The sequence below is a fragment of the Gammaproteobacteria bacterium genome, assembly GCA_035279405.1.
In the GTDB taxonomy this organism is placed as follows: Bacteria; Pseudomonadota; Gammaproteobacteria; order Natronospirales; family REEB76; genus REEB76.
The window spans coordinates 261,153-283,710 of the sequence record DATEHU010000026.1 but is presented as its reverse complement, the minus strand read 5'-3'; the positions used below and the strand labels follow the sequence as shown (position 1 = coordinate 283,710).

The window sequence follows — 22,558 nt, the reverse complement described above, 5'->3', positions numbered from 1 at the left end:
GCTTGATGAGCAGGCTTGAATACCTGCACCGCGCCTAGCGCGCGGCGTAAGCAAGGCTGAAGGCACCGGGTCCGACGTGGATGCCCGCCGACGTGCTCATCACCGACAACAGGGTTTCGACCTTGTTGCTCGTGGCGCACTGAATGAACGCATCGTAGCCAGGCAGCGATTTCACCGCGTCCGGATTACCCGCGTAGCTCATGCACACTACTTTGCTGAGCAGTCCACGCTCAATGGCCTCGATAGCCATGCCAAACAACTTCTCGACCGCGTGTTCGTAGCCACGCACATTGGCCACCGATTCGGTCTCACCGCGATAGGCCCTCAGGATCGGCTTAATGTCCAGCATGCTGCCCATCTGGTATTTGAACCAGCCCACGCTTTTGTCACCTTTCTGGTGCGCACGGCTGCGCACGTAAAACAGGTCCTGCGGAACCACATACGCCTGCACGTGCTGCGAAAAAGATTCGACGTGCTGGCGCAATTTGTCGAACAGGAACTCCTCCTGGCCTTGGATTGCCCGCAGCGCCTCGTAGACGATCACCGCGGGACCGGTAAACAGGGTCTTGCTGTCAATCACACGCAGGCCGAACTGTTCGTCCAGGCCGGCGGCGCGACGGCGTTCCTTGTAACCTGAGAGGATCATGAAGGACGCCTGCGTGGCGTTCTCAAAGGTGGCGCTGCGGTTGCTGGAGACCGTGACGACCAATGCCCGGTCGTATTTGAGTACCAGCTGATCCAGAAACAGGTCGCGAATCGCCTTGGCAGACAGTGGCGTGGTGGTGATTTCCAGGTTCTTGTCCGCCACAAACCGGCGGTAAAAGTCCATGGTCTGTTCAGGGTCGCGCAGGTCCTTAAAGCTCATATGCCCGAAACGCATCAGTACCGGCATGATTTCAACGCCGTGCTGCTCGATGAAGGAGCGCGGCAAATCGCAGCTGGAATCAACGACCAGGCCGATCTTCTGTGGCATAAGTGCTCCCGAGCGACTGTCTGGGCATGCCCAGCTCTACCCGCCGGTTTTCGCGGATCCCGCGGGCGGCAAAGCATAGCGCAACCGACTGTAATACAGCAAATTTCTTCCTGTTTTTCCTGAGCTTGGCGGGATTATTTGAGCTAGCGCACGAGATTTTGCATGAGTCTTTCCGGCCCCATCCCCTTGCCCGTCCGTCATGACTTGGTGGTCACTGGGCGTTAGAGTACCAAGCTGGAATATGTAATGTTAATCCCCCCCGGCTGGCGCCGACCGGTCTGCCAGCCCGGTAGCCAACACAAGGCCTTGCCGTCATTGAAAAACCCAAAGACCCTGCAATGCGTAATCCCGGGCTCAGCGCTGCTCGTGCTTGGCCCGCTCCCAGATAGCGTCCATTTCGGCGAGACTGGCGTCCTGAGGTCGCCGGCCCTGCTGCGCAAGCTGTTGTTCCACCACCGCGAAACGTCGGCGGAATTTAGCATTGGTACTGTGCAACGCGGCCTGAGGATCAAGGCCAAGTTTGCGCGCCAGATTGGCGACCGCAAACAGCAGGTCACCAAGCTCGTCCAGCATGCGCTCCCGCCGGGCTCCACGCGTAACCTCGGCTTCCAGTTCACCTAGCTCCTCGCGCACCTTGGCCAGCACCGGAGGCAGCGAATTCCAGTCAAAACCCACCTGTGCGGCACGTTGCTGCAGTTCCAGCGCACACGCCAGCTCGGGCTGATCCGTGGGGACGCCGTCCAGCAAACCGGCGCGCGGTGTAGTCATGCGGCTTCCGCGCGATCGAGTTTCTGCAGGAAATTCACCAGCATGGCCGCCGTTGCTCCCCAGATGCTGTGGTGGTGGTACTCAAACAGGTAGTACCCAAGTTCACGCTCTCCGACCCGCCGCTGGCGCACCTGACGGTTGGCCGGGTCGCGCAGGAATGTCAGTGGCACCTCGAAAACTTCGGCCACCTCCAAGGGGTCGGGCTTGAGTTCAAAACCCGCACTGACCAGTCCCACCACCGGAGTCACCGCATAGCCGGTGATCGTCAGGTAGCCGTCCAGATAGCCGACCGGCTCCACCAGCTGATGACTCAGGCCAGTCTCCTCCTCGGTCTCGCGCAACGCCGTTTGTACCGCATCCGCATCCCGGTCCTCGTGGCTGCCTCCCGGAAAGCTCACCTGCCCGGCGTGATCCAGCAAACCTTGGGTACGCTCGGTGAGAAGGATGGTCGGCTCAAGCCGGTGCATAACCAGGGGAACCAGCACTGCTGCCGGCTTCCATGGTTTACGCGGGAGCATGTCAGCAGGCAGGTCACCCATCACGCGCCGGGGACTGAAATTGCGCGGCGGCCTGGAATCCTTCAGACTGATCCGGATAAGCTCATATATATCCATTATTTATCAAGTATTAATAATCTATATATACTGTTAATTCTAACTACTTCTTTATGCCCCCGCGGGTGAGGGCTGCTGGATCCAGCAGCTCGCGCAGATGCGCCTCAGACAATGACGTTAAGCGCTTGGCCACTTCCAGGACAGACCGCTTCTCCTTATAGGCTTGCTTGGCAATTTCGGCGCCCTTTTCATAGCCGATGACCGGATTGAGCGCGGTTACCAGGATTGGGTTCTTGGCCAGTGCCGCCTCGATATGCTCCCGATTCACGCTGAATCCCCTGATGGCCTGGTCCGCAAGCAAGCGAGTTGCATTCGCCAGCAATTCAATGGTTTGCAGAAGGTTGTAGGCAATCACCGGCAGCATCACGTTCAACTGGAAATTGCCGGATTGTCCCGCCACCGTTATGGTCACATCATTGCCGATGACTTGGGCCGCGACCATGGTTACCGCCTCCGGAATCACCGGGTTCACCTTGCCGGGCATGATGCTGGATCCGGGTTGCAGCGCCGGCAGCACGAGTTCTCCAAGTCCTGCCAGCGGCCCGCTATTCATCCAGCGCAAGTCGTTGGAAATCTTCATGAGGCTGACCGCCAGCGTCCTCAATTGACCCGAAAGCTCCACGGCTGTGTCCTGGCAACTCAGGGACTCAAAATAGTTCGCGCTGGCTTTGAAAGCCACGCCGCTGCGCCGGACCAGCTCCGCAGCCATGCGCCGGCCGAATTCCGGGTGGGCATTGATGCCGGTACCGACCGCCGTGCCACCTTGAGCCAGCGCGTAGAGACGCGGCGTCACGGCATTGAGCCGTTCAACGGCACGGCGAATCTGCACAGCCCAGCCGGACATCTCCTGCCCCACGGTGACTGGCATCGCATCCATAAGGTGCGTGCGCCCGGTAGTCACGATATCGGCGGTCTCACGCGATTTGGATTCAATAACCTCGGCGAGGTGCACCAGAGCCGGCAGAAGTTTCTCCTTCAGCTCCAGCGCGGCGCTTACATGTATGGCCGTGGGGATGGTGTCGTTGCTGCTCTGACCCATGTTGACGTGATCGTTCGGGTGTACCGGCTGACCCAGCGCACGTGCCGCCAAATGCGCAATCACCTCGTTGGCATTCATGTTGGTACTGGTGCCGGAGCCCGTCTGGAACACGTCGATCGGGAACTGGCGGTCGTGCTGCCCCTCGGCCACCTCCAGTGCGGCCACCTCTATGGCATGGGCGCGCCCGGCGTCGAGCATGCCGAGTTCCTGGTTGACGCCTGCCGCGCAAGCCTTGATGAGGCCAAGCGCACGAATAAAGGCACGTGGCAAAGTCAGGCCGCTGATGGGGAAGTTCTGCACCGCGCGCTGGGTTTGGGCGCCCCACATGGCTTTGGCCGGCACCTTGAGTTCGCCCATGCTGTCGTGTTCTAGCCGGAATCCAGTGTCGGCCATGATTTTTCTCCAAGAAGTGAGCTCATATATATATCGTAACGTCATGATCTGATGATATAATTCTTTTCAAAGATACAGATTACTCGGTGCCTGCGAAAACGTCGTAACCACTCGGTTATTATCCGCAATACCCCCGGGGTTTGCACGGAAACCACATGCCGCTCACGCCGCTGACTGCGATTTCCCCGCTGGATGGGCGCTACACCACACGTCTCGACTCGCTGCGTGGGCTGTTTAGCGAGGCGGGACTCATGCGCCAGCGGGTACGCGTGGAAGTCGCCTGGCTCAGGACGCTGGCCGGACACCCGCAACTGCCCGAGATTCCGGCACTCAGCCGGCGAGCGAGCAGCACTTTGGATCGCTTGGTAACGGAGTTCAATCCAACCTCCGCCGCACGCATCAAGGAAATCGAAGCCACAATCAATCATGACGTCAAGGCTGTTGAGTACTACCTCAAGGAGCAGGTGCACGGCGACAGCGAACTGCAGCGCGTTGGCGAGTTTCTGCATTTCGCCTGCACCTCCGAGGACATCAACAATCTCGCTTACGCCCTGCTGCTGCGCGAGGCGCGCAACCTGCACCTGCTGCCGGCTATGGAAAACATCCTGGATCGCATGCGCGACGCGGCACATCGATACGCCGACATGGCCATGCTGGCACGCACTCACGGGCAGCCGGCTTCGCCCACCACACTGGGCAAGGAGTTCGCCAACCTCGCTGCGCGCATGCGCCGCCAGCGTGCACAACTGGCAGCGGTCAGCATCAACGGAAAATTCAATGGTGCCGTCGGCAACTACAACGCGCATGTGGCTGCCGCTCCGAACCTTGACTGGCCGGCTCTCGGCAATCAGATGGTGCGGGCGCTGGAGCTCGAATGGTCGCCCTACACCACCCAGATCGAACCACACGACTGGATGGCGGAATACTTCGACGCGTTGGCGCGCTTCAATACCGTGCTGCTAGATACCTGCCGGGATCTTTGGGGTTACATCGCGCTCGGCTATTTCCGCCAGAAAGCCGTGAGTGCCGAAGTCGGCTCGTCCACGATGCCGCACAAGATCAATCCCATTGATTTTGAAAACGCCGAGGGCAACCTGGGCATTGCCAATGCGCTGCTGCGGCATTTCGCCGAAAAACTGCCGATATCCCGGTGGCAACGCGACCTTACCGACTCCACGGTGCTGCGCAACGTAGGCGTAGCCATCGGCCACAGCCTGCTGGCGTATGAGTCCTTCACAAAGGGATTGAGCAAACTGGAAGCGGATGCCGCACGCATGCAACAGGAACTGGATGACAACTGGGAGGTCCTGGCGGAAGCCGTGCAGACCGTGATGCGGCGCTACGGCCTGCCTTCCCCTTACGAACAACTTAAGGCCTTGACGCGCGGCAAGCGGCTGGATCGTGAACAGCTGCAGCAGTTCATTCGCGAGCTGAAATTGCCTGATGCGGCCAAAAAACACCTCCTGGAATTGACGCCCGCCAGCTATACGGGGCTTGCAACCCGCTTGGCCCACGACATCTGAATGCCCGGCGTCGTTCCGATCAGTGAGCTGACACAATACGCCTTCAGACCGTGCCAGGTATTACTGCAGCTGCGGCTTTCGTCTGATGGCTCGTTACAATACCGGGCAACAGCGCCTGAGCCGAGTGCCGGAACATGACTGACCGTCCACCCACCTATCGAATTCTCGCAACCTCCGGTGACTGTCATCAGGCCGCATTGCAACTGGCCACTCAGGCGCGCCGCAGTCTGGCGCTGTTCTCGCGTGATCTGGAACCGGTGATTTACGACACCGCGGATTTTATCGCTGCCGTACAACAGCTGGCGCTGCGCAGCCGGTATACGCGCATTCGCATGGCGGTGATTGATCCGCAACTCGCGGTCAGCGACGGCCACCGCCTCATCGAGCTGACGCGGCGGCTCAGCAGTTACATGGAAATCCGCCGGCCTGCGGAGGACCACGCGAAAATCGCTGAAGCGTTCCTGATCAGTGACGATACCGGCCTGATGTTCCGGCCACTGGCCAGCCGCTTTGAGGGCTTCGCCGATCTAGATGATCCGTTCCAGGCCCGCAACCGTCTGCGGCAATTCGATGAGATTTGGGAGGCGGCGGAGCCCGAGCAGGAATTCCGCCGCCTGGGCCTGTGAATCCAGTCACGCCATGCCGGATGTGTGTTTGCCACAGCCATCTGTCGGGCACCACGGTGAAAGCATGACCTGGTCGCCACACGTCACCGTGGCTGCGATCGCCGAGCAGAACCAGCGCTTCCTGGTAGTGGAAGAGAACGTGCGCGGCCGCCTGGTGCTGAACAATCCCGCTGGCCACCTGGAGGCCGGCGAAAGTTTCACTACCGCGGTGCGGCGTGAAACCCTGGAGGAAACCGGCTGGGAGTTCGAGCCCGACGCTATTACCGGCATTTATCTGTGGACGAATGCTGACATTCACACTACCTTTCTGCGCATTACCTTTTGCGGCCGTTGCCTCCGCCAACATCCCGAGCGCACGCTGGATACGGGAATTGTCGCTCCCAGGTGGATGACACGCGCGGAACTTGGTGCGCGCAGCGTGCGACTGCGCAGCCCGCTGGTGCTGCGCTGCATTGACGACTATCTCGGCGGCCGGCGTTTTCCCCTGGATATGCTCGCCTCGCTGGACTCCGTCACGCCACACGCTACCCAGGCGCGCAGTTGAGCGGTGTTTCCGGCAGGTAAAATAGGCTCATGAATGGGAGCACTGGATCTCGCGTGCTGGTCGGCCTGTCCGGCGGTGTAGATTCCGCGGTCGCCGCCCTGCTGCTCAAACAGCAGGGCCATGCCGTGGAAGGTCTGTTCATGGACAACTGGGAGGACGGCGAGGAGCAGACCTACTGCACGGCCGCCGAGGACTTCCAGGACGCCCGCCAGGTATGCGACACGCTCGGTATCCCGCTGCACAAGGTCAATTTCGCGGCTGATTACCGCGAGCGCGTGTTCCGCCTGTTCCTTGACGAATACGCCGCCGGCCGCACACCCAATCCGGATGTAGTCTGCAACCGTGAGATCAAGTTCAAGGTGTTTCTGGACTACGCGCTGCGTATGGGCGCGGAGTCCATCGCCACCGGACATTACGCGCGCCTCACCCGCGACGGCCAGCAGGCACGGTTGCTGAAAGCCCGTGACGCCGCCAAGGACCAGAGTTATTTCCTGCACGCGGTGCCGCAGACGGCGCTGGCGCGCGCGCAGTTTCCACTCGGCGAGATGCACAAACGCGAAGTGCGCGCGCTGGCGCGCGCCGCGGGGTTCGCCAATCACGCCAAACCCGACAGCACCGGCATCTGCTTCATTGGTGAGCGCCGTTTTGCCGAGTTCCTGGCGCACTATTTGCCGGCACAACCGGGTGACATCGAAACGCCGGAAGGGGAAATCATCGGCCGGCATCAGGGACTCATGTACTACACGCTCGGCCAGCGCCGCGGCCTCGGCATCGGCGGCCGGCAGGATGCCGTCGATGCGGCCTGGTACGTGGCCGCCAAGGATCGAGCGCGCAACGTACTGGTGGTCGTACAGGGACCGGAGCACAAAGCACTCACGCAGCACTGGCTGGTGGCGGAACAACTCCACTGGATCGCGGGCACTCCCCCGGCGACAGAGTTCGACTGCAGCGCCAAGAGTCGTTACCGCCAGCCGGACCAACTCTGCCATGTAAGTTTGCAGGACGGCACGGCGCGCGTGAACTTCAACGAGCCGCAGCGGGCGCTGACGCCGGGCCAGTATGTCGTGCTTTACCGCGGTGAAGAGTGTCTGGGCGGCGGCGCGATTCGCGCCGTGGAAACGACAGCCTTTGCCGGCACACGTACGCGGCACGCCGCATGAGCCGATCATTGTCGGACCGGGTGCTGGCACTGGCCGGCGTGGTCCAGGCCAGCGCGTTGGTGAACGACGTGGCCACCGGTGCGCAACAATCCGACGAACTGGCTTTGCACGCCACCCTCGGCAGCATCATCAAAACCGAAACCCGCGACGTGCCGGAGGTGTTTGGCGGCTTGCGCGGCCTGGGGCTCGGTCTGCGGCGCCTGGCGGCCTTGCTAGGAACGCACGATCAGCAAAGTGATCTGGTGGTACTGCGCTACACGCTCAGTCTGATGCAGTTGCAGGCCAAGGTGATACGCCGTCGCGCGCTGCGCCAGGTGCTGGAAGAAGGCATCCGCAGAGCCCACGGCCAATTCCAGCATTTCGGTCCACTGCACCCCAACGTGCTCGCCAGTCTCGCCGACACCTATGCGCGCAGCGCGGGCACCATTCAACCGCGCATCATGGTGACCGGAGACGCCGCGCAGCTCCAGAACCCGCGCATCATCAATCTGGTACGCAGTCTGCTGCTCGGCGGATTGCGTGCCGCGGTACTGTGGCGGCAATGCGGCGGTTCGCGCTGGATGCTGTTGTTCACGCGCGCGCATTTGCACCGGGAAGCCACGCGCCTGCTTGGCGAGCGCGGACGTTACGCCTGAAGGCAGCCATCCTTTATAATGCGCACGTAGACCATCTGTTTTTGCTCTGCCTGCAACGTGATTGCGGAGCTGCGTCCCCGCCGGAGTCGTCATGAAAGACAGTTTCAAATCCCGCGCCACACTCAGTGTCGGCGGCAAGAACTACGAGATCTTCAGACTCGATGCCCTGGAAAAGAAGTATCAGGTTTCGCGCCTGCCCTACTCGCTGAAGGTGCTGCTGGAAATGCTGCTGCGCCTGGAAGACGGGGTGAGCGTCAAAGCCGCCGACATCGAGGCGCTGGCGTCGTGGGATCCCAAGGCCGAGCCCAGCAAGGAAATCGCGTTTACCCCGGCACGCGTGTTGATGCAGGACTTCACGGGTGTGCCCGCGGTAGTGGATCTGGCCGCGATGCGTGATGCCATGAAGAATCTCGGCGGCAACCCGGAAAAAATCAACCCGCTGGCGCCCGCCGAACTCATCATCGACCATTCGGTACAGGTAGATTTTTTCGCCAGCCCCGACGCGCTCGCGAGGAACGCCGAGATGGAATTCCAGCGCAATCAGGAGCGCTATTCATTCCTCAAGTGGGGCCAGCAATCCTTCGAAAACTTCAAGGTGGTCCCGCCCGACACTGGCATCTGCCACCAGGTCAATCTGGAATACCTGTCGCGCGTGGTGTTCGAGCGCGAGGTGAACGGCAAGCTGCAGGCCTACCCAGACACGCTGGTTGGCACGGATTCACATACCACCATGGTCAACGGCCTGGGCGTGCTCGGCTGGGGCGTAGGCGGCATCGAAGCGGAAGCCGCGATGCTCGGCCAGCCCTCGACCATGCTCATTCCGCAAGTCGTGGGCGTGCGGCTTTCCGGCAAATTGTCCGAAGGCGCCACCGCCACCGATCTGGTGCTCACGATCGCGGAACTGCTGCGCAAGACCGGCGTAGTGGGAAAATTCGTGGAATATTTCGGACCCGGCGTGCCCAATTTGCCGCTCGCCAACCGCGCGACGCTGGGCAACATGTCGCCGGAATTCGGCTCAACCTGCGCCATCTGCCCGATTGACGCCGAGACCTTGAGCTATCTCAAGCTCACCGGCCGCAGCCATGAACGCATCCAGCTGGTCGAAACCTACGCAAAAGCACAAGGGCTGTGGCACGAACCGGGAGAGAAACCCGCGGAGTACAGCCAGATTGTGGAGCTGGATCTCGCGAGCATCGAACCGAGTATCGCCGGCCCGAAGCGTCCCCAGGACCGCATCCCGCTGAAAACCGCCAAGGAGACCGTCGGCAAGTACGCGGCCAAGCTCGCCGCGGAACGCGCGCAGCGTCTACAGGATGAAGCGCGTTTCGAGGATGAAGGCGGGACCGTGTCGCAAAAAGCGCACCCCGTAATTACGCCCGGCGCGTCTGCCGTCAGCATGGACGGCAACAGCTTCACGCTGCGGGATGGCGCCGCCGTCATCGCCGCGATCACGAGTTGCACCAACACCTCGAATCCCGAAGTCATGATCGGAGCCGGCTTGCTGGCGCGCCGTGCACGTGCGCTCGGACTGAAACCCCAGCCCTGGGTCAAAACCAGCCTCGCACCCGGCTCCAAGGTCGTGACCGACTATCTGCGTAAAGCCGGGTTGCTCGAGGATCTCGCCGCGCTCGGGTTCGCGCTCGTGGGCTATGGCTGCACCACCTGCATCGGCAACTCGGGCCCGCTGCGTCCGGAAATCAGCCAGGCCATCGACGCGGGCGATTTGTCCGCCTGTGCGGTGCTGTCCGGCAACCGCAATTTCGAAGGGCGCATTCACCCGGAAGTCAAAATGAACTTCCTGGCATCGCCGCCCCTGGTAGTAGCCTACGCCATTGCCGGCAGCATGATCGTGGACCTGGCGAAGGATCCGCTCGGTACCGGCAAAGACGGCAAGGCCGTGTATCTCAAGGACATCTGGCCCAGCCAGAAGGAAATATCCGACCTGATTGCAAACAACATCGAGTCCGACATGTTCACCGAGGTGTACGACAAGGTCTACGCGGGCGACCAGCACTGGAATGGCATGCGCGTTCCCGAAGGCGAGATCTATCAATGGGACGAGCATTCCACCTATGTGCGCAACCCGCCCTACTTCGACGGCATGCGCATGCAGCCGCTAACGGTTGCCGATATCACGGGCGCACGCGTACTGGCGCTGCTCGGCGACTCGGTGACCACCGACCACATTTCACCCGCGGGCAGCATCAAGAAGAACGGACCGGCGGGCGAATATCTGATCAAACACGGCGTGCAGCCCAAAGACTTCAATTCCTACGGCTCGCGGCGCGGCAATCACGAAGTCATGATGCGCGGCACCTTCGCCAACATCCGCTTGCGCAATCTGCTGGCGCCTGGCACGGAAGGCGGCGTGACCACGTATATCCCGAGCGGTGAAGTCATGTCCATCTACGACGCCTCGGTGAAATACCAGAAGGACGCAACGCCGCTGCTGGTAATCGCCGGCGAGGAATATGGCAGCGGCTCTTCACGCGACTGGGCCGCCAAGGGCACCCTGCTGCTGGGTGTGAAGGCGGTAATCGCCAGGAGTTTCGAGCGTATTCATCGCTCCAACCTCATCGGCATGGGCGTGTTGCCGCTGCAATTCCACAAGGGCGAGGATGCCAAATCCCTGGGCCTGACGGGCAAGGAGGAATATTCCATCGAAGGCATGGATGGTGCCAACGCCAGGGAAGTTACCGTCAAGGCCAAGGCCGACGACGGCAAGGTCACGAGCTTCAAGGTACGCGTGCGCCTGGATACACCCAAGGAACGCGATTACTACCGCAACGGCGGCATCCTGCAATACGTGTTGCGTCAGCTGGCAGCGTAATCCGTCCCACGGCGCGACACAGAACGCAATTCCAGTTCAGCGGGGGTCAAAGCTCCGTTCTGATGTGCAAAACCCCGCCACCGGCGGGGGTTTTTTATGCGCTCAGGCGGTCGTGGCGGGTACCGCATGCACGCCGTGTACCGCCAGGATTCCAAAGCCGACAATCATTCCAGCGATCAGCAGCACATACACGACAAGCAGCACGATCATGAGCATACCGAGGTACTTCCAGAAGGATTTCTGCCGCGCCAGCGCGTCTTCCACAGCCACTTGGATGTTCCCCGGTGCCATGCGCCCGATGGCCGAGCCGTAGCGGAACAGTATGATGCAGGGCAGCAGATACATGAATACCGCTGCCACGATTTCCACCGCGCCGATACCGAAGCCAAGCGCGGGGCTGAAAACCCGCGGCAGGGGCTGTTGCCCAGGCATGGCGCCGATGAGACTGAACGCCGCGAACATCCAGATTCCGCCGATGATCATGAAGGCGGTGAGAATAAAACCCAGTATGGCCAGAAAAATCACCCACGGCCGGGTGCGGCGTAGCGAATCGAGCATGCCGTCGGTGAGTGCGTTGGCGGTGTCCTGCATGACAAGCCTCTCTCGTCAAACCCCATTGACCACGCATAAAAAACCGCCGTTATCCTGACTGATAACAGCGGCTGAATGCAACGGGTCGCGCGCTTACTTGAGCTCTTCGGTTTTCCACACCACCGGTTCCCAATTGCCGGAAGCATCGAATTTGGCGCCGATGTAGTAGGCCTTGCCGGCCTGCAGGGCGAGTTTTAGGTCCTGCATCTGGCGGGCATCGGGCAGTTTCTGTTTGAGACCCGGCACGTAGTCGAGATTCACGACCTTGGTGAGTTTGATGCGCAGCGTGTAGTCGCCCGGCTTCATCCACACCACGGCTTGGTCCGAACGGTTGGTGAGCGTGCCATCCACCATCCAGATGCGCACCGGATATATCTGCTGGGGCACCATCTTGTAATTCAGATACAGAGCGGCATGCGGCTCGCTGCGCGAGTTCACGAACGCGGACGAAACTGCGGCAAACGCCGTGACGCAGATCGCCGCACACAGCACACCCGCACACCAGGCTAGCGAATTGCGAATTGCGATATTCATGGATTGCCTCCTGCGCGCAGGTGAAACCCGCAAGCAAAAACCTAATACTTGGCGGCTTCCGTCTTCCACACTACGGGCTGCCATTTGCCCGAAGCCGCAAATTTGGCGCCGATGTAATAGGCGGTGCCGGCCTGCACATTCAGCTTCAGTTCATGCGCCTTCTGTCCATACGCGGCATTGCGCGAGAGGCCCGGAACATCGGCGATGTTGACTGCGCCCAGCTTGATATTGAACGTGTAGTCGCCGGGTTTGACCCACAACACGCCCTGGTCGGAACGGTTGGTCAGCTCGCCATCCACCGCCCAGATTTTTACCGGCCAGATCTGCTTCGCGGTCTGGTTCACATTGAGATACAGCACGCCATGGGGCTCGCTGCGCGAACCCACAAACGGCGAAGCCGCCGTGGCCGTCACGCCTACGGCTGCCAGTACCAAGCCGAGCACCCATGCACTGAATCGAGCATTCATCGTCCACCTCCTCCGGGCCAAACCCGGAACACACTCAAAGTATAGCTCAAAAATACGAAGAATTACGTTGTTACAGTAAAGTCACCACGGACCCCGCGCCACCGGTCGTGATGGGTCACGAATCCACTCACTCCAGGAACCCGCATACAGCCTGCCGCCACTCAGTCCCGCCACCTCCATGGCCAGCAGGTTGTGGCAGGCGGTGACGCCGGAACCACACATACAGACTGTCTCGCCGGATGCCGCGCCGGCGAAGGCCGCCAAGAAGCGCGTACGTAGCGTCTCGGCTGATTGGAATCGTCCATTCCCCGAAATGTTCCCCAAATACGGCAGGTTGACGGCGCTCGGTACATGGCCGGCCACTGCGTCAATCGGTTCCTGCTCACCGCGAAAGCGCTCGGCGGCGCGCGCGTCCAGCAGCCGGCCGATGCCGGCATGCACGCGTCGCAGCACGGACCCGGAACTGAGCCACTTACGGTCATCCGGTCTGGCCCGGAAGTTCCCCCGTGCCGACTCTGGCGGTGGCTCGTGACTGACCGGCCGACCTTCCCTGAGCCACTCGGCCCAGCCGCCGTCAAGCACCGCGACTTGCGGATGACCCAGCCAGCGCAACAGCCACCAGAGCCGCGCAGCAAAAGCTCCGGCCGCATCGTCGTAGGCCACCACCTGGGTGTCGGCCCCCACGCCAGCACCCGCAAGTTTCGCTGCCAGAATCTCCGCATCGGGCAAGGGATGACGCCCGCTCGCAGGCGTCACTGGGGAAGCCAGGTCCCGATCCAGGTGCAGATAGCGCGCACCCGGAATGTGTCCGGCGGCATACGCGCGCTCACCGGCGGATGGATCACTGAGCGCAAAACGGCAATCAAAGATGCACCAGCCGGAATTGAGCTGCCGTGCCAGGGTTTTCGCATCAATCAGCGTGGTGTATCGCATGTCGTTTCCTCATAAATGCGTCGCGGAAAAGTATAATTCCGGGCACCCGCAAGGAGCGCATTCATGGAACACACGCTTAAGGGCAAAACCCTGTTCATCACCGGCGCGAGCCGCGGCATCGGCGCAGCCATTGCACTGCGTGCGGCGGCCGACGGCGCCAACATCGTGATTGCCGCCAAATCCGCACAGCCCAATCCCAAGCTGCCCGGCACCATCCACACGATGGCGGCCGAAGTGGAAAAGGCCGGCGGACGCGCGCTGGCCATTCAGACCGACGTGCGCAACGAGGAATCCGTGCATGCGGCGGTCGCCCAGGCGGCGAAACACTTCGGCGGCATTGACATCCTGGTGAACAACGCCAGCGCCATCTGGCTCGCGGGTACCGCCGATACGCCCATGAAGCGCTTCGATCTGATGATAGCGGTGAATCTGCGCGGAACCTTCCTGTGTTCACAAACCGCATTGCCACAGTTGTTGCAGGCCGCGAATCCGCATATTCTCAATCTTGCGCCACCGCCCAATCTCGCGCCCAAATGGTTCGCGAGACACACCGCCTACACCATTTCCAAGTACGGCATGAGCCTGTGCACGCTCGGCATGGCCACGGAATTTGCCGGACGCGTGGCGGTTAACGCGCTCTGGCCGCGCACCGTGATCGCCACGGCAGCCATCGCCATGCTTGGCGGGCGCGTGGCGGCGGAGCAATGCCGTACACCGGAAATCGTCGCCGATGCCGCGCATGCCATCCTTACGCGGGATGCCCGGACCTGTTCAGGTAATTTTTTCATTGATGACGAAGTGCTGCGCGAGGAAGGCGTAACCGAACTGGACAAGTATGCTGTCAGACCCGGCAGCCCCTTGACGCCTGACCTGTTTCTCGACTGAGCTCTCGCTTCACTCAGGCTGTCTCGGAAGCGCGATGCCACTATGGGTCAGGAAGAAATCAGCAAAGCTCTCGACCGGTGCACCTCGTTACTTCAACTCCACCCACGCCGGCACATCGCGCCAGGCCTCGCCCAATTCCCGATCCAGCTCGCGCCAGTGCGGCTCGTAGCGCGCCACCAGTTTCCAGAACCGCGGCGAGTGACTGAGCACGCGCGTGTGTGCCAGTTCGTGCACCAGTAGATAACGCACCAACCGCGGCTCGAGAAACAGCAATTTGTAATTCAGGCTGAGCGTGCCATTGGAAGAACAGCTGCCCCAGCGGCTGCTCTGGCCACGTATCTGCAATCGGCGGTAGCTGGCCTGCATGAGCGCGCACAGTCGCAAGGCCTGGGGCTCCAGACTGACACGCGCACGCCGCGTCAACCAGCGGCGCAGCGCGGCACGGCATCGCGCGTCATCGGCATCGGTATGCAGCACAGTCAGGCTACCCGCTGCGGTGTGCAAGCGGACAGCGGCCGCCGTCTGTTTGCGGTAATGCACCTGCCAATGTTCCCCAAGCGCCAGCAGGTTCAGCTCGCTGGGCAACTCCCGGTCCGCGTCCGTGAGCTGTGACTGCATCTCCGACCAGGTGCTGCGTATCCACTGCCGCTGCCTGGCAAGAAATGCGCGCACCCGCTCCTTGCTGGTGTGCGTGGGAATCACCACCTCGATCCCCTGCCAAGGCGTGATGCGCACCTGCAACTGCTTCGCGCGCGTACTGCGGCGCCAGCGGTATTCCATCGATTCCAACATGCCCATTGGTTGTTCCACTTTCCGGATTTCAGCTCGGTAGCGCTATTCGATTCACGCGTGTCGCCAGTAACAGCAAGCGCAGCCCCGCGGAAAAACTGTCGCCGCATTCCGCGCACGGCGCACGCACCAAGCCTGCTTCACGGGTCAGCGAAACGATAAATTGCGGGACCCCATGATTCTATGGGCATCGCCCATGGCTGGGCTAGACCAGCGCCACCAGGGCCATAATCAGCAGGTACAGGGTGGCGGCCAGGCCCACCAGCCAGCTGGAACTGCGCAACCAGGACGCACCCAAAATACCGGCCGGCATATGCACCAGCCGCGCAGCCAGGAAGGCCAGACTGGCCCAGGCCGTATATTGGGTAAAGCCGCCGGTGAAAGCGAGCAGCAGGACGGCGATGGCAAACGGCGGATAATTTTCCCGCAGGTTGTCGTGCGCATGCAGCGCACGTTCGGCGGTTGCCGGCAACGCCGGCCGCACTTCGCCCACGCGCTTGCCTGCGTTCCACGGAAACCCGTACGTTTGGGATTGGGCGATCAGTGGCGGCAACCAGGAAAACAGGTAGAACAAGGTGACTACCGCCAAAACTGTCATCTCCGGAGACATGCTCCACCTCCTCGCGTACAGTGTGCCGGACCTGATGCCGACAGCGGGCAATCGCGGGCACCATTGGATAATGGATTGACGCTCGGCACTGTACACCCATGCTGACCCTTCTCCGCCAATGGCGTGAACGTTCCATTCTCAAACGCCGGCCGATCGGCGAGCGTGCCTGGCGGCAGGCGCTCGACCATTGCGCGCCAGCGCGCCGCCTCAGCGCCGATGCGCAAGCCCGTCTGCGCGTGCTGGCTACGCTGTTCCTGGCGGAAAAGTCACTGGAGCCGGTACGGGGATTGCAGCTTGACGATGGCATGCGCACGCTGCTCGCGGCGCATGCCTGCATTCCGATCCTGAATCTCGGTCTCAGATGGTATCGCGGTTGGCACGGCGTGGTGCTCTATCCCGGTCTGTTCATTCCCAATCGCCAGTTTGTGGACGCGGCCGGCGTGGTGCACCACGATCAGCGCGTCATGGCCGGCGAATCCTGGCAACAAGGCCCGCTGATCCTGTCCTGGGAATCGGTGATGCAAGCCGGCACGCCGCCCGGACACAACGTGGTGATCCACGAATTCGCACACAAGCTCGACATGTTGAACGGCGAAGCCAACGGCTTTCCACCCCTGCACCGAAACATGCGCCGCGGCGAATGGACGCGCGCCTTCAAACAGGCCTACGCCGAGTTGCGGCGCCGCTGGCAAACCGGCGAACCCACGCCACTCGATCCTTACGGTTTGGGAAACCCCGGCGAATTTTTCGCCGTGGCGAGTGAAGCATTTTTTGAAACACCGGTTATATTGCGCACGCGTCTGCCCGAGCTTTATCGGCAACTGTGTCTCTTCTACCGTCAGGATCCCAGCAGCTTGTGAACGCGCACCACGCACTGTTAGATATCGGCGCCAATCTGACGCACGACAGCTTCAACGCTGACCGCGAAGCGGTGATCGGCCGCGCACAAACAGTCGGCGTCCAACAATTCATTGTCACCGGCAGTGACGCGGAGCACAGCCGCAAGGCGCTCGAACTGTGCCGCCAATGGCCGGGCACATTGTTTGCCACCGCCGGCACGCATCCACATCAGGCTAAAGATTTTGATCTAGGCGCGCCAGCTGCACTACGCGCACTGCTTTCCGAACCAGAAGTCTTGGCGGTAGGCGAATGCGGCCTGGATTATTTCCGCAATTTCTCCCCTCAGGACCAGCAGCGCCGGGTGTTCGAAGCGCAACTGGAACTGGCGGCGGAAACCCACAAGCCGGTATTCCTGCACCAGCGCGACGCGCACGCGGATTTCACCACGATGTTACGGCGTTGGCGGCCGCGCTTGTCCGCCGCGGTCGTACATTGTTTCACCGATGGCGAGCGGGAACTGCAGGATTACCTGGAACTCGACTGCCACATCGGCATCACCGGCTGGATCTGCGATGAGCGCCGTGGTGCGCATCTGCGCGCACTGGTCAAACTGATTCCCGGCGACCGGCTCATGCTGGAGACCGATGCGCCCTATCTGCTGCCGCGTGACCTCAAACCCAAACCACACACGCATCGCAACGAGCCGATGTATCTCGCACATATATGCGAGACTGTGGCGGAGTGCGTGGGTAAACCCCGCGCGCAGGTTGCCGATGAAACCACAGCCAACGCCAGGCGTTTTTTCAACATCCTGTTAAAATGAGTACACGCATCGCTCTACCCGTCCGGAGATCACAGTGAATCAAGAAAAAATCCAGCAGTTCGTCGGCCGCAACTGGGACGATTCCATACTGCCTACGATTCAGGATTACATCCGCATTCCCAACAAGTCGGTCGCCTTTGACCGCGACTGGCAGCAGCACGGCCACATGGAGCGCGCCGTGCAACTCGCAGCCGAGTGGTGCCGCCGTAATGCAGTTCCGGGCATGCAGCTTGAAATCCTGCGGGCTGAAGGCCGCACCCCGCTGTTGTTCATTGAAATTCCCGGCGCAGGCACGGACACCGTGCTGCTCTATGGCCATCTCGACAAGCAGCCGGAATTCACCGGCTGGGCCGAGGGTCTGGATCCGTGGACGCCGGTGCGCCGCGACGACAAGCTTTACGGCCGTGGCGGCGCCGACGACGGCTACGCGGTATTTGCCTCGCTCACTGCGATCCGCGCCTTGCACGATCAGAACCTTGCGCACGCGCGCTGCGTGGTGGTCATCGAGTGCTGCGAGGAATCCGGCAGTCTGGATCTGCCGTTCTACATTTCCCAATTGGGCGAGCGTCTCGGCAAAGTGAGTCTGGTGGTGTGTCTCGATGCCGAGTGCGGCAACTACGACCAGCTCTGGTGCACCACCTCGCTGCGCGGCAATCTGACCGGCACTCTGGCCGTGGACGTGCTCACCCAGGGCGTGCATTCCGGCGCCGCGAGCCCGATCGTGCCCTCAAGTTTCCGGATTTTGCGCACTCTGCTGGACCGCGTCGAGAACAGCGCCACTGGCGCCAGCAAACTCAAAAGCCTGAAACTTGTGATTCCCGCGCAACGCCGCACCCAGATGCAGCGCGCCGCGAAAGTGCTCGGCAAAAGCGTTTACGGTAAATTCCCGTTCGTGAAAGGCATGCGGCCGACCTCCACGAATCCGGCCAAGCTGCTCGCGGAAAACACCTGGGGCGCAACCCTTTCCGTTACCGGCGCCGAGGGACTGCCAGCGATTGATAACGCCGGCAACGTGCTGCGTCCGGGTACAGCGGTGAAGTTGTCTTTCCGTCTTCCTCCGACGGCGGACGCGCGCAAAGTGATGGCCGAAGTCAAAAGCTTGCTGGAAAAAAATCCGCCTTATGGCGCGCGCGTTAAATTCACATCCGATCCAGCAGCCATGGGTGGCTGGAATGCTTCGCCCGTGTCTCCCTGGCTGGAGCGTTCCATGCAGGCCGCCTCGAAAGCATTTTTCGGCAAGGACGCCATGTACATGGGTACCGGCGGCAGCATTCCGTTCATGGGCATGCTCGGCAAGAAATTCCCCAAGGCCCAATTCCTGGTGACCGGTCTCCTCGGTCCGCATGCCAATGCGCACGGCCCGAACGAATTCCTGCACATTCCCACGGCCAAGAAACTCACTGCCTGCGTGGCGCAAGTGCTGGCTGACCACCGGGTGCACAATCCCGGGTGATGTGCATGATGAACGGGCGGCGCGTGTAGTCGCCGTAGCCATGAAGATCGCAGATGGATATTGCGGCGATGCTGATGGGTGGCGCTGTCAGACCATCGGCGCATCGGACGATTGGGTCTTGACTGCCGGCAATTCCTCGTCGGCATGAACACCAGCGGCTGTACACAGCTTCGTCCACGCAGCCTTGAGCTTGGCGTCCAGCGCAACGGCCGGCTGTTTCTTGCGCCGCAGTGGGCGGGCAAAATCGTCGAATAACTGCACTTCGGCTGGGCAGCCTTTGGGGAATTGACACTTGCCCGTGAACAGCACGCGCGGCACGATGTCCAGTTCCGGGGCCAATGCGCGCAGCGCAATGCTGCGATCCTGCAATGCGTGCAACGGATTGCGGAACACGAAACGCCGCCGTCCCACGGCACTCCACTGGTCCATTTTGCTGCCGGCAAACACGGCGCCATCGGCGTGGCGCAGCAACAGCAGGTAGAGCTTGCCGTCGCGCAGCAGCAGCGCGTCCACTCCGATGTGGCCGCCGACACCGTCCGGCAACACCACGTCGCGCATCAGCCGGTCGGCAATATTGCGCAAGGTCCCGAGCATGTTGCGGCGCGCCGCCGTGAGGCGCAGCCAGATGAAAAGGGCAATAACGGCCGCCAACAGGCAGGCCAGCACTGCGATCGCCAGCCACAACAGCCAGCTTGCGTACCACGGATGCATGCGCACACTCTCCCCTGAGCCGCGGGATTCCTTGTTATCGGAGGGCGGGTATTTTACTTAAGTAAGCGAAGTTTGAGAATCAGTCTAGAACGGAATGCGGCGCAACAAAATGTCGCGGAACATTACCCAATCGCCCGCGAGGCTGCGCAATGGATACTTGAAAGTGGCAGGACGATTCTTTTCGAAGAAGAAGTGCCCGACCCAGGCAAAGCCATAGCCGAAAACCGGCATCAATATGAAACCCCACCACCATTGACTGACCAACACGCCGATCAAGGTAAGCAGAACTAGCCAGCTGCCGATGAAATGCAACCGCCGGTTGCTGCGATTGCGATGCTCGCTCAGATAGAACCCGTAAAACGTGCGGAAGTCGGCGAATTCCTGTGCCATGGCGCGCTCCTGGGTCAAGCCATAAGCACAAATATACCGCGTGCATCCCGGAAAATCGCAATGCTCACGATAAACGCGAACAGCAGGATGGCAGCGGCGAACAGGGTAAACCGCAGCCAGCGTGGCCGCTGCAGACGAAACGCCAACACGCCGAGCACGATGTAGCCGATCACGCACAGGATCTTCACGCCCAGCCAGGTGACGTGGAAGGGATTGAGCCTGAGCATCACCGCAAGCCAGATGCCCATGGCGAGCAGCAGGCTGTCCACGATGTGGGGCAGCACCTTCCAGATGCGCTGAGGCAGCGGCCGGGCGCCCTGCACGGTAAACCCGCCGCGCAACACGAATAGCACAATGCTGCCGCCCGCGAAAATCATGTGGGCCAGCCGGACTTCATAAAACACGCAGGGTCTCCATGGGAGGGTTGAATTTGGTTATTGCTGCTTACAGGACTAGAATAGTCCCATATCGTTTACGAGTCCAAGGCCGATGCTGCGTGTAAGCAAACTGACCGATTACGGCACCGTGGTGCTGGCGCACATGGCGCTCAAGCCGGAAGCCGTGTTTGCCGCCTCCGACGTGGCCGCCGGAACGCACCTGACCGTGCCCACGGTGAGCAAATTGCTCAAGTGTTTCACGCGCGCCGGCCTGGTGACCTCGCAGCGCGGCGCACGCGGCGGATACAGCCTGGCGCGCGCGCCGGAGCGCATTACCGCGGTGGAGATCATCGACGCCGTCGAAGGCCGGGTCGCCATCACGCAGTGCAGCCTCGGGCACGACCGCTGCAACCTGGAAGCGGTATGCGGCGTCGGTCACAACTGGCAGCGCATCAGCATGGCGATCCGCGAAGCGCTGCGTACCGTAACGCTGGCGCAGCTCGCGCGGCCGACCGCCGCGGTACCGCTGCACATGGATTTTGGCGCGCTACTCACGCACGCGCGCCACTCCCGCACCTGAACGAGGCAAGCGCATGGCCAAACGCGCAACTGACCTGGAAAAGCTGATGCGCAGCGAGTACCGCCACGGCTTCGTCACCGACATCGAAGCCGATACGGTGCCGCCCGGCCTGAACGAGGACGTGATCCGGCTGATCTCGGCCAAAAAAGCCGAGCCGGAATTCATGCTCGCGTGGCGCCTCAAGGCCTACCGTCACTGGATCAGTATGCGTGAGCCGCAGTGGGCGCACGTCCAGCATGCGCCGATTGACTATCAGGCGATCTCCTATTACTCGGCGCCCAAGACGCAAAAAAAAGAAGAGGGTCCGAAAAGCCTTGCGGACGTGGATCCCAAGCTGCTGGAAACCTACGAGAAACTGGGCGTGCCGCTGCACGAGCGCGCCAAGTTGGCGGGCGTGGCCGTGGACGCGGTGTTTGATTCGGTTTCGGTCGCTACCACTTTCCGCAAGAAGCTGGCGGAGGTTGGCATCATTTTCTGCTCGTTCTCGCATGCCGTGCAGCATCACCCGCAGCTGGTGGAACAGTATCTCGGTTCGGTGGTGCCCTATTCCGACAACTTCTTCGCCAGCCTCAACTCCGCGGTATTCAGCGACGGCTCGTTCGTGTTCGTGCCCAAGGGAGTGCGCTGCCCCATGGAGCTGTCCACCTATTTCCGCATGAATGCCGCCAACACCGGCCAGTTCGAGCGCACGCTCATCATCGCGGAAGACGGCGCCTACGTGAGCTATCTCGAAGGCTGCACCGCGCCGATGCGCGACAACAACCAGCTGCACGCCGCGGTGGTGGAATTGATCGCACTCGAAGGCGCGCACATCAAGTATTCCACGGTGCAGAACTGGTATCCGGGCGACGCCAACGGCCAAGGCGGCATCTACAATTTCGTCACCAAACGCGGCGAATGCCGCGGCGCCAATTCACACATCGCCTGGACCCAGGTGGAGACCGGATCGGCCATCACCTGGAAGTATCCGAGCGTGATCCTGCGCGGCGATAACTCGATCGGCGAGTTTTACTCGGTCGCGGTCACCAACAACTTCCAGCAGGCCGATACCGGCACCAAGATGTTGCATATCGGCAAGAACACCCGCAGCACCATCGTGTCCAAGGGTATTTCCGCCGGTCGTTCGCAGAACAGTTACCGCGGGTTGGTGAAAGTGCTGGGCGGCGCCGACAACGCGCGCAATTTCACCCAGTGCGACGCCTTGCTGCTCAGCAACCGCTGTGGTGCGCACACTTTTCCGTACATGGAGGTCAGGAATCCCACCGCCAAGGTGGAGCACGAAGCCACCACCTCGAAGATTGACGACGACCAGTTGTTCTACTGCCGCAGCCGCGGCATTTCCGCCGAGGATGCGGTGAACATGGTGGTAAGCGGTTTCTGCAAGGACGTGTTCAAGGAATTACCGATGGAATTCGCGGTGGAGGCCCAGGGCCTGCTCGCGGTCTCGCTGGAAGGCGCGGTGGGGTGAGC

General features: G+C 61.3%; 25 protein-coding genes. 12 read left to right on the top strand and 13 right to left on the bottom strand.

Annotated elements, in window-relative coordinates:
- Positions 1 to 34 precede the first annotated feature (34 nt).
- The 4 genes from VJR90_04845 to VJR90_04830 all read right to left on the bottom strand — a co-directional run bounded on the left by VJR90_04845 (position 35) and on the right by VJR90_04830 (position 3,787).
- A complete protein-coding gene (locus VJR90_04845) occupies positions 35 to 973 on the bottom strand; it encodes a DegV family protein (GenBank protein ID HKV96805.1) in 939 nt (312 codons plus the stop codon).
- 354 nt (positions 974 to 1,327) lie between these two features.
- On the bottom strand, positions 1,328 to 1,741 hold the full coding sequence (locus VJR90_04840; GenBank protein ID HKV96804.1) for a MazG nucleotide pyrophosphohydrolase domain-containing protein: 414 nt from the start codon (positions 1,739 to 1,741) through the stop codon (positions 1,328 to 1,330).
- Positions 1,738 to 2,259, bottom strand: a complete 522-nt coding sequence (locus VJR90_04835; GenBank protein ID HKV96803.1) for a CoA pyrophosphatase — start codon at positions 2,257 to 2,259, stop codon at positions 1,738 to 1,740. The genes VJR90_04840 and VJR90_04835 overlap by 4 nt, the downstream gene beginning before the upstream one ends.
- A gap of 139 nt (positions 2,260 to 2,398) precedes the next feature.
- Positions 2,399 to 3,787 (bottom strand): class II fumarate hydratase, encoded by a 1,389-nt coding sequence (locus tag VJR90_04830; GenBank protein HKV96802.1) that lies wholly within the window; start codon positions 3,785 to 3,787, stop codon positions 2,399 to 2,401.
- Positions 3,788 to 3,942: 155 nt separating this feature from the next.
- On the opposite strand from VJR90_04830, the gene purB reads away from it, so the two are divergent.
- The 6 genes from purB (at position 3,943) to acnA (ending at position 11,105) form a co-directional block, all read left to right on the top strand.
- On the top strand, positions 3,943 to 5,310 hold the full coding sequence (purB, locus tag VJR90_04825; protein HKV96801.1) for an adenylosuccinate lyase: 1,368 nt from the start codon (positions 3,943 to 3,945) through the stop codon (positions 5,308 to 5,310).
- A 134-nt stretch (positions 5,311 to 5,444) separates the two neighbouring features.
- The gene (locus VJR90_04820) at positions 5,445 to 5,936 is read left to right on the top strand and encodes an acyltransferase (GenBank protein HKV96800.1); all 492 of its coding nucleotides are present in this window, start codon (positions 5,445 to 5,447) and stop codon (positions 5,934 to 5,936) included.
- A 64-nt stretch (positions 5,937 to 6,000) separates the two neighbouring features.
- Positions 6,001 to 6,480 (top strand): NUDIX hydrolase, encoded by a 480-nt coding sequence (locus tag VJR90_04815; protein ID HKV96799.1) that lies wholly within the window; start codon positions 6,001 to 6,003, stop codon positions 6,478 to 6,480.
- Positions 6,481 to 6,509: 29 nt separating this feature from the next.
- Positions 6,510 to 7,640, top strand: coding sequence for a tRNA 2-thiouridine(34) synthase MnmA (gene mnmA / locus VJR90_04810; GenBank protein ID HKV96798.1), 1,131 nt, complete (start codon positions 6,510 to 6,512; stop codon positions 7,638 to 7,640).
- Complete coding sequence (hflD, locus tag VJR90_04805) at positions 7,637 to 8,275, top strand: high frequency lysogenization protein HflD (protein ID HKV96797.1); 639 nt, start codon at positions 7,637 to 7,639, stop codon at positions 8,273 to 8,275. Before mnmA ends, hflD begins: the two co-directional genes overlap by 4 nt.
- A gap of 91 nt (positions 8,276 to 8,366) precedes the next feature.
- Positions 8,367 to 11,105: an aconitate hydratase AcnA gene (gene acnA / locus VJR90_04800; protein HKV96796.1), complete on the top strand. Its 2,739-nt coding sequence runs from the start codon at positions 8,367 to 8,369 to the stop codon at positions 11,103 to 11,105.
- A gap of 102 nt (positions 11,106 to 11,207) precedes the next feature.
- Here acnA and VJR90_04795 read toward each other — a convergent pair whose 3' ends face one another.
- From VJR90_04795 to VJR90_04780, 4 genes are all read right to left on the bottom strand, one after another.
- Positions 11,208 to 11,696 carry a hypothetical protein gene (locus VJR90_04795; GenBank protein HKV96795.1) on the bottom strand — a complete coding sequence of 163 codons (489 nt, stop codon included), beginning with the start codon at positions 11,694 to 11,696 and terminating at the stop codon, positions 11,208 to 11,210.
- Between the two features lie 93 nt (positions 11,697 to 11,789).
- Positions 11,790 to 12,230: a hypothetical protein gene (locus tag VJR90_04790; protein HKV96794.1), complete on the bottom strand. Its 441-nt coding sequence runs from the start codon at positions 12,228 to 12,230 to the stop codon at positions 11,790 to 11,792.
- A 41-nt stretch (positions 12,231 to 12,271) separates the two neighbouring features.
- Positions 12,272 to 12,697 (bottom strand): hypothetical protein, encoded by a 426-nt coding sequence (locus VJR90_04785; GenBank protein ID HKV96793.1) that lies wholly within the window; start codon positions 12,695 to 12,697, stop codon positions 12,272 to 12,274.
- A gap of 81 nt (positions 12,698 to 12,778) precedes the next feature.
- A complete protein-coding gene (locus VJR90_04780) occupies positions 12,779 to 13,630 on the bottom strand; it encodes a sulfurtransferase (protein HKV96792.1) in 852 nt (283 codons plus the stop codon).
- A 63-nt stretch (positions 13,631 to 13,693) separates the two neighbouring features.
- Between VJR90_04780 and VJR90_04775 the strand changes: the two genes are divergently transcribed.
- Complete coding sequence (locus VJR90_04775; GenBank protein ID HKV96791.1) at positions 13,694 to 14,515, top strand: NAD(P)-dependent oxidoreductase; 822 nt, start codon at positions 13,694 to 13,696, stop codon at positions 14,513 to 14,515.
- Positions 14,516 to 14,602: 87 nt separating this feature from the next.
- Here VJR90_04775 and VJR90_04770 read toward each other — a convergent pair whose 3' ends face one another.
- Positions 14,603 to 15,313 (bottom strand): SprT family zinc-dependent metalloprotease, encoded by a 711-nt coding sequence (locus VJR90_04770; GenBank protein HKV96790.1) that lies wholly within the window; start codon positions 15,311 to 15,313, stop codon positions 14,603 to 14,605.
- Between the two features lie 196 nt (positions 15,314 to 15,509).
- A complete protein-coding gene (locus VJR90_04765) occupies positions 15,510 to 15,914 on the bottom strand; it encodes an MAPEG family protein (GenBank protein ID HKV96789.1) in 405 nt (134 codons plus the stop codon).
- Between the two features lie 98 nt (positions 15,915 to 16,012).
- Here VJR90_04765 and VJR90_04760 point away from each other — a divergent pair, with 98 nt between their 5' ends.
- The 3 genes from VJR90_04760 to VJR90_04750 are packed head-to-tail and all read left to right on the top strand — an operon-like array spanning position 16,013 to position 19,030.
- On the top strand, positions 16,013 to 16,774 hold the full coding sequence (locus VJR90_04760) for a M90 family metallopeptidase (GenBank protein HKV96788.1): 762 nt from the start codon (positions 16,013 to 16,015) through the stop codon (positions 16,772 to 16,774).
- Positions 16,771 to 17,577, top strand: coding sequence for a TatD family hydrolase (locus VJR90_04755; GenBank protein HKV96787.1), 807 nt, complete (start codon positions 16,771 to 16,773; stop codon positions 17,575 to 17,577). Before VJR90_04760 ends, VJR90_04755 begins: the two co-directional genes overlap by 4 nt.
- Positions 17,578 to 17,611: 34 nt before the next feature.
- Positions 17,612 to 19,030: a M20 family metallopeptidase gene (locus tag VJR90_04750; GenBank protein HKV96786.1), complete on the top strand. Its 1,419-nt coding sequence runs from the start codon at positions 17,612 to 17,614 to the stop codon at positions 19,028 to 19,030.
- A gap of 87 nt (positions 19,031 to 19,117) precedes the next feature.
- On the opposite strand, the gene VJR90_04745 is transcribed toward VJR90_04750, so the two are convergent.
- The 3 genes from VJR90_04745 to VJR90_04735 form a co-directional block, all read right to left on the bottom strand.
- The gene (locus VJR90_04745; GenBank protein HKV96785.1) at positions 19,118 to 19,741 is read right to left on the bottom strand and encodes a hypothetical protein; all 624 of its coding nucleotides are present in this window, start codon (positions 19,739 to 19,741) and stop codon (positions 19,118 to 19,120) included.
- Between the two features lie 84 nt (positions 19,742 to 19,825).
- A complete protein-coding gene (locus VJR90_04740; protein HKV96784.1) occupies positions 19,826 to 20,131 on the bottom strand; it encodes a DUF962 domain-containing protein in 306 nt (101 codons plus the stop codon).
- A gap of 14 nt (positions 20,132 to 20,145) precedes the next feature.
- On the bottom strand, positions 20,146 to 20,535 hold the full coding sequence (locus tag VJR90_04735) for a SirB2 family protein (protein ID HKV96783.1): 390 nt from the start codon (positions 20,533 to 20,535) through the stop codon (positions 20,146 to 20,148).
- An 85-nt stretch (positions 20,536 to 20,620) separates the two neighbouring features.
- Between VJR90_04735 and VJR90_04730 the strand changes: the two genes are divergently transcribed.
- The gene (locus VJR90_04730; GenBank protein ID HKV96782.1) at positions 20,621 to 21,088 is read left to right on the top strand and encodes an SUF system Fe-S cluster assembly regulator; all 468 of its coding nucleotides are present in this window, start codon (positions 20,621 to 20,623) and stop codon (positions 21,086 to 21,088) included.
- Between the two features lie 13 nt (positions 21,089 to 21,101).
- The gene (gene sufB, locus VJR90_04725; GenBank protein HKV96781.1) at positions 21,102 to 22,556 is read left to right on the top strand and encodes a Fe-S cluster assembly protein SufB; all 1,455 of its coding nucleotides are present in this window, start codon (positions 21,102 to 21,104) and stop codon (positions 22,554 to 22,556) included.
- Positions 22,557 to 22,558 lie beyond the last annotated feature (2 nt).